This is a genomic window from Brevibacillus ginsengisoli (assembly GCF_050113715.1).
GTDB lineage: Bacteria > Bacillota > Bacilli > Brevibacillales > Brevibacillaceae > Brevibacillus_H > Brevibacillus_H ginsengisoli.
In genome coordinates, this window is the sequence record NZ_JBNJQR010000003.1 from 275,139 (window position 1) to 290,572 (window position 15,434).

Below are 15,434 nucleotides of genomic sequence, written 5' to 3' on the forward strand. Positions count from 1 at the left end.
GAGGAGGGTATTATGAGCAAACATTTAGAAGATACGCTGCGCGAACGAATGGCGCAGGTACATGAAGGCGGAGAAGCCAAATATCACGAAAAGTTGAAAGAACAGAATAAATTGTTTGTGCGTGACCGTCTCAAGCAGCTATTTGACGACGAGTTTATGATTGAAGATGGTCTGTTTGCCAACTTCATGGCGGGAGATCTTCCAGCTGATGGCGTAGTCACCGCAATAGGCAAAGTGAATGGTCAAACTGTATGTGTCATGGCCAATGACTCAACAGTAAAAGCGGGATCTTGGGGTTCGAGAACGGTAGAAAAAATCATCCGCATTCAAGAAACTGCGGAGAAGCTGCGTGTTCCTTTGATTTATCTCGTGGACTCTGCTGGAGCAAGAATTACCGACCAGTTGGAGATGTTCCCTGGACGTCGTGGAGCCGGACGGATTTTCTACAACCAAGTGAAGCTATCAGGTAAAGTTCCGCAAATCTGCGTCTTGTTCGGACCTTCCGCGGCTGGTGGCGCCTACATCCCGGCTTTTTGCGATATTGTGATTATGGTTGAGAAGAACGCAAGCATGTATTTGGGGTCGCCTCGTATGGCCGAGATGGTTATTGGTGAAAAAGTGACACTTGAAGAACTGGGTGGCGCGAGTATGCATTGCTCCGTTAGCGGCTGTGGAGATGTGCTTGCAGCCAATGAGGAAGAAGCGATTGCCCATGCCCGTCGCTACCTGAGCTTTTTCCCAGTGAACTATACAGAAAAACCACCCGTGTTGGATGGCAAACTGCCGAATCCAAACGCGAAGGATATTACTACGATCGTACCGGAAAATCAGAATGCGCCGTTCAATATGCATGATTTTATTGACGCATTAGTGGATGAAGGATCTTTCTTTGAAATCAAGAAATTGTTTGCGCAAGAGATTGTGACCGGTTTGGCGCGCTTAAACGGAAAGCCAGTTGGCATTGTGGCCAACCAGCCTCGGGTCAAAGGCGGAGTGCTGTTCGTCGATTCAGCGGACAAGGCCGCCAGGTTCATTAATCTGTGCGACGCGTTCCATATTCCACTCCTGTTCCTTGCCGATGTTCCTGGGTTCATGATCGGAACGGCAGTGGAGCGTGCGGGAATTATACGCCACGGAGCCAAAATGATCTCGGCCATGGCGGAAGCGACCGTACCGAAAATCTCCATTATCGTACGCAAGGCGTATGGCGCAGGTTTGTACGCAATGGCAAGCTCAGCGTTTGAACCAGACTGTTGTTTGGCGTTGCCAGGTGCACAAATCGCTGTAATGGGTCCTGAAGCGGCAGTCAATGCCGTCTATAGCAATAAAATCCAGGCAATCGAGGATCCTAAGGAGCGTCAGGCATTCATCATGGAGAAACGCAAGGAGTACCAGGAGGATATTGACCTGTATCTGCTTGCTTCCAACTTGATTGTTGACGGAATTGTCGCTCCAAGTGATTTGCGCCAGGAATTAATCAACCGCTATGAGGCCTACAGCAACAAACGACAAACCTTCACTGACCGCAAGCATCCAGTTTATCCTGTTTAGTTGTAACGAAATTCTTGCAAAACCGTCTCAATTGAATGAGGCGGTTTTATTATTAGAAAAATTTTCTATTCTCGTAAGACTAGCTCTTTGGTATGCTTGATAAAAATATTTTAATTCAGAAGATCTGGAGGCACACAAGATGCGAGCGGTGATTGTTGGAGGGGGTTCAGTCGGATTACTGATGGCTGCTAGATTGCAACTCGGCGGGGTAGCTGTCCATCTCCTTACTCGAAGCGAAGAACAAGCGGAATGCATTCGGGCATCCAAGATCATCCTCCATGAACTGGACAATCAGATTCAGACGGTTCCGGTACTCGCTTCTTCATTTGAACAAAAATGGCCGCTGGCAGACATCTATCTGATCGCAGTTAAGCAGACCCAACTAAACTCCATCGTCCAAAAGCTCCAGCAAATCCCGCCTGGCGCCAAAGTGATCGCCCTGCAGAATGGAATGGGGCATCGGGAGCTTCTAGCCGAGAGTGTACCTTCTGACCAACTTTATTTTGGCGTCAATACGGAAGGAGCGCGCAGAATCTCTCTCCATGAAGTTGTTCATACTGGACAAGGTATCATTCGAATTGGTCCTTGGGTTGCTCAGCTGGCCCAAGATCCTGTCGTTCAAGCGTTTGTCGATAGAGCTAGGCGTGGTGAGATCCCTGCCGAGTATGTTGACGAGACCAGCTCTCTTCTGTGGCGCAAATTGGCGGCGAATGCGGTCATTAATCCTTTGACGGCCATCGCTGAGGTTTCCAATGGTCAGCTTCTGGAGGTTCCTTCGATGTTGGAGCTAATGAGAAGCGTTTTTGAAGAAGTGAGAATGGTTGCAAAAGCATTTGGACACAAATTAGCTGAGAATGATTGGCAGGATATTCTATACATTTGCCGAAGTACTTCAAAAAATTATTCTTCGATGCTGCAGGACTTGTTAAACAACAAGGAAACTGAAATCGATTCCATCAACGGATATATCGTTGAGCGAGCGCGTGAACTAGAAATAATGACACCCATGAATGATACGCTGTATCGAGCGGTTCTCTTGAAGTCAAACCTGCCGCGATCAAAGGGAGAGACCTTTGATGAAATTGCTGAGTAGTATTTGGGGTGTGTTTACCACTGTTCCGTTTCTTGCTTTTTTCGTAGTTTACGTGTTGTTTCTGTTGGCTAGCAAGAACAAACGCATGGCCGCAAGATGGGCCGTAAACATTACCAATGTGTTTTTGATTCATGCGGTCATAGTCGCCTATGATCAAATCTGGCCCAGAAGCATTACCGTATGGGTGTGGATCGGGTTACTTTTTGCGCTCATCGCTTCTTTATTAATTTGGCTGCAAAAACAGAAGCGCGGTAGGATCTTATGGGGCAAGGTTAGCTTTTCTACCTGGCGCCTATCCTTTTTGTTCTTTATGCTAGCCTACTTCGCGCTGTTTGGAACAGGAATTTGGAAACAAATGCAGATCGGTTAATTCATACATGAAAATACATAAAAGGAAATAATCGGGCTTAGGAGAAAGAGGGGGGTTATCATGAGGCTTCCAATTGAGATGGTGGGACAAAAAATTCGGAACGTTCGAAAAGAGAAAGGCTTTACGCTCGAAATTTTGGCGTCCCGAACTGGATTAAGTAAAGGATTACTAAGCCAGGTGGAACGAGGAATATCACAACCGTCGCTTGAATCGCTCTGGAGGATATCCAAAGCTTTGGAATCCAATTTTTCTTACTTTTTTGAAGAGATCGACCATAATTACGTTCATGTCATCCGACAGGAAAAAAGAAGACAGATGATCCTACCTGATTCAACTGGTACCTATTCACTTTTGTCCACTGGTCGAAATTCTCGCCTGGGTGTACTGGAGGTAAGGCTTCAACCCGGTGAAGAGACGCGTGACCAACTAGTGCAAGCAGAAGGAGAGGAATGTCTGGTAATCATTAGCGGGTCCGTCAACATTCGGATGGGTGAGGAAGCATTTGAGCTGGAAGCGGGTGACAGCGTTTACTTTGACAACGCTCAGACTCATATCATTTCCAACACAGGCAAGGATGAAGCCGTCATCATCTGGACGGTTACGCCTCCACAATTGTAAAAGAAGAGTAGGAAAAAAGGACAACCACCAATCGGTTGTCTTATTTTCATTCTGGGGAATTTCCATGCTATAATGCTCAAGAGGACACAAGAAAGAAGGAAGAGACATGAAAAACGAAAGTATCTTACTTTCTCAAAGCAATGATTTAGCAGAAGATTACGTCAAGGCTAAAGAAACTGCTATTGATTTCTTTGAATATGCTCCTTACGAGATGGCTTCCTATCACGCCCGTCTAACTTACTTAAAATCCCGCCCATTCGCGCATCGCAATGAATTAGTGAATGGCTTGATGGCATATAACCGTGAGATTGGTAATCATTCGTATGCGCTGGAGCGTATTGATACACTTCGCCAAAAGGACACCGTAGTGGTCATTGGCGGACAGCAAGCAGGAATTCTGACAGGTCCCTTGTACAGCATCCACAAAGCGATCAGTCTCCTTCAAACAGCCAGGCGCATGCAAGAAGAATTGGGGGTTCAGGTTGTTCCCGTCTTCTGGATTGCCGGGGAAGATCACGATTTGGATGAAATTAACCACACCTACCTGTTGTCGGGAGAAGGGCGTTTGGTCAAAAAGAAGCTGTCGACAGAAAAAGCGGGGAAAGTGTCCGCAAGTCAGTTCGCTTTTGATCAGGAGCAAATCGATAAACTGATTCATCAATTTTTCGCTGAACAATTAGAAACCCCTTACACAGAATCCCTGCGTATGGAAGTGAAGAAGGCTGCCGAGCAATCTGAGACCCTTGTGGATTGGTTTGCGCGAATTATGGCTCATTTGTTTGGTAAACACGGCTTGGTTCTGGTCGAATCGAGCTCCGATTACATTCGGGCTTTAGAAAAACCCGTTTTCCATTCCGTCGTTACTTCGTCAGAGGCAATCCAGGATCTCTTATTGGCTGCGAGCGATAAACTCGAACGCAACGGTTATCCACAGCAGATTCAACTGGATGAGAAACAGGCCAATTTATTTGTCTATCATAATGGAGAACGCTTGCTTCTCTATCGAGAGGGGGAGCAATTCTTCACCAAACATCGTGAACTCGTGATGACTCGTACGGAGCTATTGCGGCGGATTGATCAAGATCCTACGCAATTTAGCACCAATGTCGTATCCCGCCCGATGGCCCAAGAGCATATTTTTCCGACACTTGCCTTTATCGGTGGACCAGGGGAGATTGCGTATTGGTCCTATTTTAAGGCGTACTTTGAGAAATTGGGTTATCAGCTGCCGATAGTTTTGCCAAGAACGTCGATTTCGCTGGTAGCTGGAGCGATTGAGCGATGTATGGAGCAATTCAACCTGACCGTCTCCCAAGTGATCAGCGGCTACTCCGAGTGGAAAGCCAACTTTTTAAACAGCTTGGTGGACGCGAATCTGACGGAGCAATTTGCCCAAGCGCGACAAGAAATGCTGTCGTACTATCGACCGCTAGTAGAACAAGTCGGCCGTTTGGATCAGGGGCTAGAAGAGTTAGCGTTAACCAACCTGAAGCGTATTGAGCGAGAAATTCATTTTCTCGAAACCAGAAGCAAGCAAGCTCAGATCGATAAGCATCAGATACGATTGAAACGGCTGGAGCGGATTGAAACGTCACTGCTGCCGGAGGGAAAACTGCAAGAGAGAATGCTCAATCTGTTCGTCTTCATGAATTTGTATGGACCAGATCTCGTGGATCGTTTGGTCGCAGCTGAGTTCTCGTTTGATGCCACGCATAAGGTGTTTTATCTTTCATAATTTGCAGAAAAAAGCTGACTTCCCATTAAGAGAAGTCAGCTTTCCTTTCATATCGCAAGCCTCTTCTTTTTTCAAAAATCAACAACACGACAACAATGACGAGCGGATATAGGGCCGACCAGCCGAGAAACGGATAGAGGCCAATCGTCATCACGAGGGAGATCCAGGCGCAAGCTTTGCCGAACCGATTGTCGCCAAGAAGGCGAACTCCCGCAAGACAACCCCCGATGTACGTCGCAAAAAACGTCGCGTTGGGTAACTGGATCAAGTGAGCCAAATCCACTACACCGCTGTACAGGACGCCAAGCACAATGGCAAAGCAGATACTTAAGAAAAGAAGTCCGCCTACTGGAGTCGAATGTTTGCGATGCAGGATGCCAAACCATTTTGGGGCGATTCCCTCTTTTGACAAAGCGTAAGCGATTCGCGCCGCGGCACTCACATAGGCGTTGGCAGTGGCGATACAGATGAACAAGGCGGTGATGGCGACGACCCACCCACCAGCTTTGCCAAGCGAAAGTTGAACCATAACGCTAAGTGAAGCTTCCGATAATCCGTTGCCATAACTGTGAGTAGCGACGGTCATCAAGGCGACACCGAAATATAGTAGCGCAACAATACCCGCACTCCAGAGGACTCCGCGAATGGCGTTTTTTTGCGGGTCAACAAACTCCGCTGATAAGTGGGTGACGGCCTCCCAGCCGATGAAGCACCAGAACAACAGCCCAGCCGCCTGCAAGACGCTTACCCAGCCGTTTGGAGCAAAGGGGACAAAATTGTGAATGGAAGCGTGGGGAATTGACGTCCCAATCGCTAATAAAAGAATGGCGACAATTAAGGAAACCACGATGGTTTGGACTCTTCCGGCGACTTGCAGCCCGACGACGTTCATCATTACGACACTGATCAGGATGAGAGCAGCCAAGGCAAACACCTGACTTTCACTCCAGTTTAACAGAAGTGCGACATACTTGGAGCCTGTGATGGAGAGGATGGGAGCCCCAATAGGTACGGAACAAAGGAAAAACCATCCAACCATATTCCCCAGTCGGTCGTCATAGGCGAGACGAACAAAGTGGGAGACACCACCCGCGTGGGGATGTTTGGCCGCCAGAAGTCCCATGGTGATCGCCATTGGGATGACGAGTACGGACATGGCAAGCCAGGCAAGGATAGAGGCGGGGCCGGCGATTTCTGCCGCTAATCCCGGAATTAACAAGACTCCTGAACCAACCACGGCTCCGATGTAAAGAGCGACAATCTGCGGGAAAGACAAGGTTTCCCGCAGTTCATGCGCTTGATGGGTGACTTTTTCCATATGAAATCCCTCATTTTCTCATTTGTAGCATCAGTGTAACATAGACTGTTCAATCACTATTATCTATAATAATTGATAATTGCAATCGGTTTTTTTGATGATATGAATTTGCTTGGGATCGTTATTGTGAAATAACGGCCTGGTTTTACGAAATGGGGGGACCTGAAACGAATGGATACGCGGTATTTACGGACTTTTCGTGAGGTGGCCAAATGGCAAAGCTTTACACGAGCGGCCGAATCGATGGGATATGCCCAATCCAGTGTCACCACTCAAATTCAGAATCTGGAGCAGGAGTTTGGGGCGATCCTTTTTGAACGTTGGGGGCGGAAAATACAACTGACACAAGCTGGAGAGCTTTTGCTTCGTTATGCGGAGCAGGTGCTATCCCTAATCGACGAAGCCAAGGAACGCCTTTCCGAGGAAGAAAAAATGGAAGGAACCCTAAACATCGGCACGGTAGAATCGTTGGCGGCTTTTTACTTGCCGCCTTATCTGCAAGCCTTTCGCAGAGAGCATCCCAATATCAAGATGTTTTTGACGCCTGGCATTTGTCATGATTTGCGACAAGGAGTGCGTGAGGGGAAGTTTGACTTTGCAATTGTCCTTGATTATCCGCAAACCCACCCCGATCTGGAAAGCGTCTCGCTTCACGAAGAAGAGCTGGTGATGATCGCTTCTCCTGATCACCGGTTAAGCAAGGCCCAGATTGTCAAACCGGAAGACTTTGCCGGCGAGACCTTGATTGTTACGGAGCCGGGATGCAGTTATCGGCTGATGCTGGAAACTGTCCTAAGAGAATCAGGCACGAGACCAGAAACCTCGCTAGAGTTCGGCAGCCTGGAAGCGATCAAGCAGTGTGTGGCCTATGGGTTGGGAATAGCTCTGGTTCCGCGGATCGCAGTACATGAGGATGTGGATAAAGGTAAGCTGATCATCCTGCCGTTCTCGCATCCTGAGATTCGTGTCTGCAAGCAGCTCGTTTACCACAAGAAAAAATGGCTTCCGCATGCGATTCGCAAGTTTTTTGGGCTCTTGTTGGGTGAAGATCAACCCACAGCTTCGACGACTATAAAATAGATGAAGCGCATAGACAGGTATGGTAATATAGTGAAAGATTGGTTTTGAGAGCCTATGTTTCCTAAAAGGAGGATCACAAGAATGAACACCGTTTCTGAAAGCATCGTCAAGGATATGGCATTGGCACCAAATGGTCATTTGAAAATTGACTGGGTTCAAGAGCATATGCCGGTTTTGAACCGCATTCGTGCCCGCTTCGAAAAAGAGAAGCCATTTGCAGGCAAAAAAGTAGCAATCTCCTTGCACCTGGAAGCGAAAACGGCTTATTTGGCAAAAGTAATCGCCGCAGGTGGAGCAGAAGTAACCATCACGGGTTCTAATCCTCTTTCTACTCAAGATGACGTTTGTGCAGCACTGGTGGAAGACGGGATTCGCGTTTTCGCCAAGTACAATCCGTCACCAGAAGAGTACAAAAGCCATCTTGTCAAAACCCTGGAAACTCGTCCTGACCTGATCATCGACGACGGCGGAGACCTGATTACCATTCTGCACAGTGAACGACGTGATTTGTTGACTCAAGTATTGGGTGGAGCGGAAGAAACCACTACGGGCATCCTTCGCCTGAAAGCATTGGAATCGGAAGGCAAGCTGGAATTCCCGATGGTAGCGGTTAATGACGCGTTCTGTAAATACTTGTTTGACAACCGATATGGTACGGGCCAATCCGTTTGGGATGGGATCAACCGAACAACCAATCTCGTAGTTGCCGGAAAAACCGTTGTTGTTGCGGGTTATGGATGGTGCGGCAAAGGCGTGGCCATGCGTGCCAAAGGATTGGGCGCAAAAGTCATCGTAACCGAAATCAACCCAATTAAAGCAACCGAAGCGTATATGGATGGATTTGAAGTGATGTCCATGAACGAAGCGGCCAAACGTGGTGACTACTTCGTAACCGTAACAGGAAATCGTGATATTATCCGCAAAGAACACTTTGAAGTGATGAAAGATGGCGCCATTCTGTCTAACGCGGGTCACTTTGATGTCGAAGTGAACAAGGTGGAATTGGAAGCTCTCTCGACATCCAAACGTGTCGTTCGCAAAGATATCGAAGAATTTGTCATGACAGATGGGCGTAAATTGTATCTGCTTGCGGAAGGACGTCTGGTTAACCTGGCGGCAGGTGACGGACATCCGGCAGAAATTATGGATATGACATTTGCCTTGCAAGCGGTTGGACTTGAATATGTAAGCAAACACCACCAAGAAATCGGCAAAAAGGTTCTGAATGTTCCATACGAACTTGACGAAATGGTGGCAACGTATAAATTGGAAGCGCTCGGAATCAGCATCGACAAATTAACAAGTGAGCAAAAAGCTTATCTGGAGAGCTGGGTCGAATAATCCAAAACTGCGCTGACAAAACAATTAAAAACTTGAAGAAAAAAAACCTGCATACAAATGCAGGTTTTTTTTTATAATAGCAAATAGGTAATTGAGTGGGGAAAAGTGGGGGAAAGTGGTGCCCCTTGGGAGGAAAGTGGGGGATGGGCCGTGTTCATGGGAGAATATCAACATACCATTGACGATAAAGGCCGTTTGATCATCCCTGCGAAGCTCCGTGAGGGACTAGGATTTTCTTTCGTGATTACCCGTGGTCTAGATCAATGTTTGTTTGTCTACCCGATAGATGAGTGGAAGGCATTGGAAGAGAAGCTCAAGTCCCTTCCTTTTACCAAAGCAGACGCGCGAGCATTCACCCGGTTTTTCTTTTCCGGTGCAACCGAATGCGAGTGGGACAAGCAGGGAAGGGTAACAATACCAGCCAATTTGCGAGAGCACGCTCGTTTAGCCAAAGAGTGTGTGGTGATTGGCGTATCCAACCGCGTGGAAATATGGAGCAAGGATTCTTGGGATCATTACTTTACAGAATCGGAAGGCTCCTTCAGTGAAATCGCGGAAAAACTCGTCGACTTTAATTTGTAATCAACAACGGGGGGAACAAACTTGTTTCATCATATTACGGTATTAAAAGAAGAAGCTGTAAATGGATTGGCGATCAAACCAAATGGCGTGTACGTGGACTGTACCTTGGGTGGAGCAGGACACTCTAGTCTGATTGCTTCTCGTTTGGGAGATGGCGGACGATTGATTTCCATTGACCAGGACGATGTTGCCCTAGAGAATGCCAAGAAGGTATTAGCCCCATACATGGATCGTGTCACACTGGTCAAAAGCAATTTTCGCTACATAAAAAATGTGATCCAAGAGCAAGGACTCTCAGAAGTTGACGGCATTTTGTTTGATCTGGGCGTCTCCTCTCCTCAATTGGACGAGGGAGAGCGAGGATTTAGTTACAACGCCGATGCCCCACTAGACATGCGAATGGATCGAGATGCTTTTCTTACAGCTTATGAAATCGTGAATGAGTGGGATGAGCAGGAGATTGCCAAGATTATTTGGGAATACGGTGAAGAAAAATTCTCGCGCCGAATTGCCCGGCAAATCGTGACGCAGCGTGAACAATCGCCCATTGAGACGACCGGACAATTAGTAGAATTAATCAAAGCGGGAATTCCTGCCCCAGCTAGAAGAACGGGTGGACATCCAGCCAAACGGACATTTCAAGCGATCCGTATCGCCGTAAACGATGAACTGGGCGCATTTCGTGATGCGATTCACGAATCCATTCAATTGTTGAATGAGGGAGGAAGAGTAAGCGTGATCACCTTCCACTCGTTAGAGGACCGCATCTGTAAGCAAGTGTTTCAATCTTTTGCGCAGGGATGTACGTGTCCGCCTGGATTTCCACAATGTGTATGCGGGAACAAGCCAGTCGTGAAGATCATCGCCCGCAAACCGATTTTGCCAAGTGAAGAAGAATTAGCGCTTAATCCTCGTGCTCGCTCAGCCAAACTACGCATAGCCGAAAAACTATCCGATTAAGGGGAAGGAAGAAGGGAGATTACTTGTGAGCTATTATTACCGAGGAAATTTAGCCGTCGAGTTGGAATCGAAATCAAAATCAAAAACAACAACGCGCAAAAAACGTACGGTTGTGATCAAGTCAGCCATCCCGGTGCAGGAAAAGCTCTTATATATTCTTTTAGTTTGTTTGATTGTTTCTGCGGCAGGGTTTGTTGGCTACCGATACGTTCAAATTTCCGAATTAAATTACCAAATCCAAGCGACCAAGATCGAGATCAAGGATATACAAGAAAAGAATGCGGCTCTCCAATTGAAAGTAGATTCGATGAGTAGCCACGATGAGGTTGCCAGAGGGGCGCAAGAGATGGGGATGACATTTTCTCCAGGAGCTGTACGGGTGATCTCTCTGGATGGTTCTCAGTCCAAGAAGACAGTTGTTCAAGCAAATAACTAGCTACGATACTCTCGCGATCATTGTGCGGGAGTACTTTTTCTATCGGCACCATTGTTTCATGCTTGTAAATCATTGACGATCAGTAGTTTCAAGCGATGAACTACTTTTTTTGAGGTGAAGTGAGTGGATCCAAAAAGACGAATTAATAGTCGAGCATTATTGTTTGGAGCAGGACTGATTGTGCTGTTCATGGGACTTTTGGTCAGGGTATGGTGGATACAGACGGTGGAAGCCTCTTCAATTTTGGACAAAGCCAAGGACCAGTGGGAGCGGAACAAGAATATTCATGCGCAGCGCGGTTCGATACTGGATCGAAACGGCGGGATTCTGGCTTATGAAGGCAGGGCCTACACGGTGAACGGCGTCCTTCATCCGCGTAATGAAGACGAGGCCAAGCGTATCGGAGACGATTACGTGAAGGACCCGTTCGAAACAGCGCGGAAATTGGCTCCTATTCTCGGAGTCCCCATGGAGAATCTGACCAAAGTCTTAACACGACCTAATTCGCTTTACGTGACGTTCGGGCGTGAAGGGAATAAAATCACGGAGGACCAAAAAAATCAGATTGAGAATCTTCAATATCCAGTCGGAACTGATGGTAAGAAGAGTAAAGTGAATCAGATGCCGGGAATTTTCCTGACTGATACGACTCGTCGCTATTATCCGAATAACGCGTTTCTCTCCCATGTGCTAGGGTATGTCAACTATGAGGACAAGGGAGAGATGGGGATTGAGAAGCAGTTTGACAAGCAGTTAGCGGGAGAACCAGGGCAGCTTTCGTTAATAAAAGACGGAGCGGGCTATATTTTGCCAAACGGTGAACAACAATACAAGCCTGCAAAAGACGGCTCGGATGTGGTGCTCACCATCGACCAAAATATCCAGGGGTACGTCGAGCAAGCCATTGATATTACCGCCAAGGAGTATCAGCCACAGCAGATGACCGTTGTGGTGGCCGACCCCAATACGGGTGAAATTCTGGGGCTGGCTAACCGCCCTCAGTACAACCCCAATAAATATTGGGATATTAAGGACTACAAGGAACAACGCAATGTGGCCATCACCAGTATGTATGAACCAGGTTCCACCTTTAAGATCGTAACGCTGGCGGCTGCGATCGAAAAAGGCCTGTTTAATGAAACCGAAACCTATCCATCCGGTCAGTACACCAAATTAAAAGGTAAGCCCATCAAGGATCACAACGGTCGCGGATGGGGTACGATTAGCTTCTTGCAAGGGGTGCAACATTCGAGTAACGTTGCCTTCGTTATTCTGGGATACGAACGTTTGAAAAAAGACTTATTGAACACCTATTTCAATCTATTCGGTTTTGGCAAAAAAACCGGAATTGATCTGCCGGGAGAAACCGAAGGAAACATGGAAAGCTTCCTTCACCCGCGTTCCCAACGTGATATTGCGGTTACGACATTTGGACAAGGGATTGCCGTAACGGCGATTCAGCAGGTAGCGGCGATTGGAGCCATCGCGAACGGTGGCGAACTGTTGAAGCCTCTCATCGTCAAAGAATTGCGTGACCCGCATACAGGAGCGGTTGTAAAGAGTTATCCCAAACAGGTGGTTGGTCGAGTTGTCACAGAGGCTACCGCAAAACGCACAAGAGACATACTCGAGACTGTCGTGACCAGCAAAGAAGGAACAGGGGGCGCCTACAATATCCCTGGTTATCATGTTGCGGGTAAAACGGGTACAGCTCAGAAGTACAATGAAACAACAGGCAAGATCCTGGAGGGCCACTATATTGTGTCATTTATTGGATTTGCTCCAAAAGACAAACCTCGTTTGCTGGTCTACGTCATGGTGGATGATCCAGTAACCGATCAAGGTTATGGCACCTGGGGTAGACTGATGGTCGCGCCAATCTTTAACTCCGTTATGGAGAGAAGCTTGCAGTACCTGCAGCAGTCGCCAGATCTTACCCAGCCGAAAGAGGTGAGTGAGAAGCCACAGGAATTGACCATGCCTGACTTTAAGGGGATGGCCACTAGTGCTGCAGTTGCCAGAGCCAAACAGCAAGGACTTGATGTAGAGTCTGTTGGTACTGGCACCAAGATTGTCAGTCAGTATCCAAGCGCCTTGGAAAAGGTGTATCCTGGCAATAAGGTGGTACTGATTACCGATCGGGTAAAAGACGTACGCATGCCAGATTTTAAAGGAAAGTCCTTGCGAGATGTCATGGAGTTTGCTTCAATCGTCAACTTGAATGTCAACGTCACGGGGAATGGATATGTAGATACGCAGAGCATTCCACCTGGAACGGTGATCCCGCCCAAAGGGAATCTGCAAGTGACGCTTGTACAACCCGCTCCATAGTGAAGTCTTAAGACGAGGCTGTGAATAGTTCTAACAAGCCCCCTTGGCGAATAGGGTAAAGAAGACAAACCTATTCGTAAGGGGGTTTCTGCTGTGCGGGTATCGAATGTTACCGTACGCCGTAGAATCTTTATCGCTTTGGTCATTGGAATTGTCTTATACTCCGCCTTGATTACCCGGCTCGGTTACATCCAACTCGTTATGGGTCAGGATCTGCAAGATAAAGCGAATGATTTATGGAGGAGAAACATCCCGTTCGAAGCGAAGCGTGGCTTGATCACGGATCGCAACGGGAAGGTGCTGGTGCAAAATGTCAGTATGTTGACCGTTATCGCCATCCCCGTTCAAATTCAGGACCCGGCGAATACAGCGCGACAGCTGGCGACGGCACTCGGGCAAAAAGAAGTGGACATCTACAAAGCGATTACACAGCGGGAATACATTATTGATAAAATCCCTGGCGGTCGCAAAATTTCGCCGGAAAAGGCAAAGCTCATTCAGGAACTGGCGCTGCCTGGAATCTATTTGACCGAAGATTCGAAGCGGGATTACCCGTTAGGCGAGTTTGCTGCCCATCTGCTTGGGTTTACAGGAATAGATAATCAGGGGTTAACGGGTTTGGAGCGTGTCTACGACAAGTTTCTGCAAGGAACAAAAGGACATGTATCCTATCCCGCAGACGCCAGAGGCAAGATTATGCCAGGTGAATCGGAGCACTATATAGCGCCCATCAACGGAATGGACATGTACTTGACGATTGATGCCCAGATTCAATCATTTATTGAACGGGAGTTGGATCAGGCGGTTGTCGCCTACCAACCGGATGACGTGTTAGCTATTGCGATGAATCCCAAGACGGGTGAGATCCTGGGGATGGGCAGCCGCCCTAGCTTTAATCCGGCGGACTATAAGAACTACCCGGTTGAGAGCTACAATCGTAATCTGCCGATCTGGAAAACCTACGAGCCTGGTTCTACGTTCAAAATTGTGACGCTGGCCGCGGCCTTAAATGAAGGTAAGGTTGATTTGAAGGAAGCCTTTTTCGATCCCGGTTATATCACGGTAGCAGGCAGACCTCTTCGCTGTTGGAAGCGTCAAGGGCATGGCTCGGAAACGATGCTGGAGGTTGTCGAGAATTCCTGCAACCCGGGGTTTGTCACGATGGGGCAGCGTTTGGGCAAGGAAAAACTTTTTGAATATATCAGTAAGTTTGGTTTTGGGAAGAAAACAGGCATTGACCTTTTAGGGGAAGCAACCGGCATTCTATTTAAACTAAGCCGCGTAGGTCCGGTGGAATTAGGCACGACGTCGTTTGGGCAGGGTGTTTCGGTTACTCCGATTCAGCAGATGGCTGCGGTCGCGGCGGCGATCAACGGCGGCAAGTTGATGAAGCCCTACATCGCCAAAGAGTGGCATGACAGTGTCACCCACGATATTATTGGAAGAACAGAGCCGACAGTCGTGCGTCAAGTGATCTCAGAAGAGACCTCAGCCAAGGTTCGGTATGCGCTGGAGAGCGTCGTAGCCCAAGGTACAGGGGCTAAAGCGTTCATTGAAGGGTACCGAGTAGGGGGCAAGACCGGTACCGCACAAAAGGTTCGTAACGGTGCCTATTCACAAGGCGAATATATCGTTTCCTTTATTGGCTTTGCGCCAGCGGACGATCCGCAGATATTGGTGTATACAGCGGTAGATAATCCCAAAGCCCAGGCGTTTGGCGGATTAATCGCGGCGCCAATTGTACGAAATATAATGGAGTCCTCCCTGCACTATCTGAAAGTGCCGAAACGTCAGGGACAAATTGAACGCGAGTATAAGTATGGCGACAAGCGTTATCTGGAGGTCCCAGATTTAGTTGGGTTGAGCACCAAAGATTTAGCCGCATATGACTATACCATTCCACTAGATGTTTCCGGTAAAGGGACTTTTGTGGTGAAGCAATCTCCATCTCCTGGGGTAAAAGTTGAAGAAGGCTCAAAAATTCGCATCTTCCTTGGTGACAAAACCGGTAATTAGCTA

The 15,434-nt window shown here is 47.7% G+C and carries 13 protein-coding genes; 12 read left to right on the forward strand and 1 reads right to left on the reverse strand.

The annotated features are described in order from the left end of the window. Window positions 1-12 precede the first annotated feature (12 nt). From ACQCN2_RS08510 to bshC, 5 genes are all read left to right on the forward strand, one after another. Window positions 13-1,551, forward strand: coding sequence for an acyl-CoA carboxylase subunit beta (locus ACQCN2_RS08510; protein ID WP_426928462.1), 1,539 nt, complete (start codon window positions 13-15; stop codon window positions 1,549-1,551). A 139-nt stretch (window positions 1,552-1,690) separates the two neighbouring features. Beyond that, on the forward strand, window positions 1,691-2,644 hold the full coding sequence (locus ACQCN2_RS08515) for a ketopantoate reductase family protein (RefSeq protein ID WP_426928463.1): 954 nt from the start codon (window positions 1,691-1,693) through the stop codon (window positions 2,642-2,644). Continuing rightward, the gene (locus tag ACQCN2_RS08520) at window positions 2,628-3,014 is read left to right on the forward strand and encodes a DUF3397 domain-containing protein (protein ID WP_426928464.1); all 387 of its coding nucleotides are present in this window, start codon (window positions 2,628-2,630) and stop codon (window positions 3,012-3,014) included. The genes ACQCN2_RS08515 and ACQCN2_RS08520 overlap by 17 nt, the downstream gene beginning before the upstream one ends. Window positions 3,015-3,074: 60 nt before the next feature. After that, window positions 3,075-3,632 carry a helix-turn-helix domain-containing protein gene (locus ACQCN2_RS08525; RefSeq protein WP_426928465.1) on the forward strand — a complete coding sequence of 186 codons (558 nt, stop codon included), beginning with the start codon at window positions 3,075-3,077 and terminating at the stop codon, window positions 3,630-3,632. A 106-nt stretch (window positions 3,633-3,738) separates the two neighbouring features. Further along, complete coding sequence (bshC, locus tag ACQCN2_RS08530; RefSeq protein ID WP_426928466.1) at window positions 3,739-5,367, forward strand: bacillithiol biosynthesis cysteine-adding enzyme BshC; 1,629 nt, start codon at window positions 3,739-3,741, stop codon at window positions 5,365-5,367. Window positions 5,368-5,392: 25 nt separating this feature from the next. Here bshC and ACQCN2_RS08535 read toward each other — a convergent pair whose 3' ends face one another. Further along, window positions 5,393-6,685 (reverse strand): APC family permease, encoded by a 1,293-nt coding sequence (locus ACQCN2_RS08535; protein ID WP_426928467.1) that lies wholly within the window; start codon window positions 6,683-6,685, stop codon window positions 5,393-5,395. A gap of 171 nt (window positions 6,686-6,856) precedes the next feature. Between ACQCN2_RS08535 and ACQCN2_RS08540 the strand changes: the two genes are divergently transcribed. The 7 genes from ACQCN2_RS08540 (at window position 6,857) to ACQCN2_RS08570 (ending at window position 15,431) form a co-directional block, all read left to right on the forward strand. Continuing rightward, entirely contained in the window at window positions 6,857-7,765 is a 909-nt protein-coding gene (locus ACQCN2_RS08540) for a LysR family transcriptional regulator (RefSeq protein WP_426928468.1), read from the forward strand. A gap of 81 nt (window positions 7,766-7,846) precedes the next feature. Beyond that, window positions 7,847-9,106: an adenosylhomocysteinase gene (locus ACQCN2_RS08545; RefSeq protein WP_426928469.1), complete on the forward strand. Its 1,260-nt coding sequence runs from the start codon at window positions 7,847-7,849 to the stop codon at window positions 9,104-9,106. Between the two features lie 150 nt (window positions 9,107-9,256). Further along, window positions 9,257-9,688: a division/cell wall cluster transcriptional repressor MraZ gene (gene mraZ / locus ACQCN2_RS08550; RefSeq protein WP_426928470.1), complete on the forward strand. Its 432-nt coding sequence runs from the start codon at window positions 9,257-9,259 to the stop codon at window positions 9,686-9,688. A gap of 21 nt (window positions 9,689-9,709) precedes the next feature. Beyond that, complete coding sequence (gene rsmH, locus ACQCN2_RS08555) at window positions 9,710-10,648, forward strand: 16S rRNA (cytosine(1402)-N(4))-methyltransferase RsmH (RefSeq protein ID WP_426928471.1); 939 nt, start codon at window positions 9,710-9,712, stop codon at window positions 10,646-10,648. Window positions 10,649-10,673: 25 nt separating this feature from the next. Further along, window positions 10,674-11,084, forward strand: coding sequence for a cell division protein FtsL (gene ftsL2, locus ACQCN2_RS08560; protein WP_426928472.1), 411 nt, complete (start codon window positions 10,674-10,676; stop codon window positions 11,082-11,084). Window positions 11,085-11,207: 123 nt separating this feature from the next. Continuing rightward, window positions 11,208-13,415, forward strand: a complete 2,208-nt coding sequence (locus tag ACQCN2_RS08565; RefSeq protein WP_426928473.1) for a penicillin-binding transpeptidase domain-containing protein — start codon at window positions 11,208-11,210, stop codon at window positions 13,413-13,415. Between the two features lie 93 nt (window positions 13,416-13,508). Further along, window positions 13,509-15,431 carry a stage V sporulation protein D gene (locus tag ACQCN2_RS08570; protein ID WP_426928474.1) on the forward strand — a complete coding sequence of 641 codons (1,923 nt, stop codon included), beginning with the start codon at window positions 13,509-13,511 and terminating at the stop codon, window positions 15,429-15,431. Window positions 15,432-15,434 lie beyond the last annotated feature (3 nt).

Excerpts from the sequence above, each read along its gene's own strand:
- ACQCN2_RS08510 (WP_426928462.1), top strand. The coding sequence starts at position 13 with ATGAGCAAACATTTAGAAGATACGCTGCGCGAACGAATGGCGCAGGTA.
- ACQCN2_RS08515 (WP_426928463.1), top strand. The coding sequence starts at position 1,691 with ATGCGAGCGGTGATTGTTGGAGGGGGTTCAGTCGGATTACTGATGGCT.
- ACQCN2_RS08520 (WP_426928464.1), top strand. The coding sequence starts at position 2,628 with ATGAAATTGCTGAGTAGTATTTGGGGTGTGTTTACCACTGTTCCGTTT.
- ACQCN2_RS08525 (WP_426928465.1), top strand. The coding sequence starts at position 3,075 with ATGAGGCTTCCAATTGAGATGGTGGGACAAAAAATTCGGAACGTTCGA.
- bshC (WP_426928466.1), top strand. The coding sequence starts at position 3,739 with ATGAAAAACGAAAGTATCTTACTTTCTCAAAGCAATGATTTAGCAGAA.
- ACQCN2_RS08535 (WP_426928467.1), bottom strand. The coding sequence starts at position 6,685 with ATGGAAAAAGTCACCCATCAAGCGCATGAACTGCGGGAAACCTTGTCT.
- ACQCN2_RS08540 (WP_426928468.1), top strand. The coding sequence starts at position 6,857 with ATGGATACGCGGTATTTACGGACTTTTCGTGAGGTGGCCAAATGGCAA.
- ACQCN2_RS08545 (WP_426928469.1), top strand. The coding sequence starts at position 7,847 with ATGAACACCGTTTCTGAAAGCATCGTCAAGGATATGGCATTGGCACCA.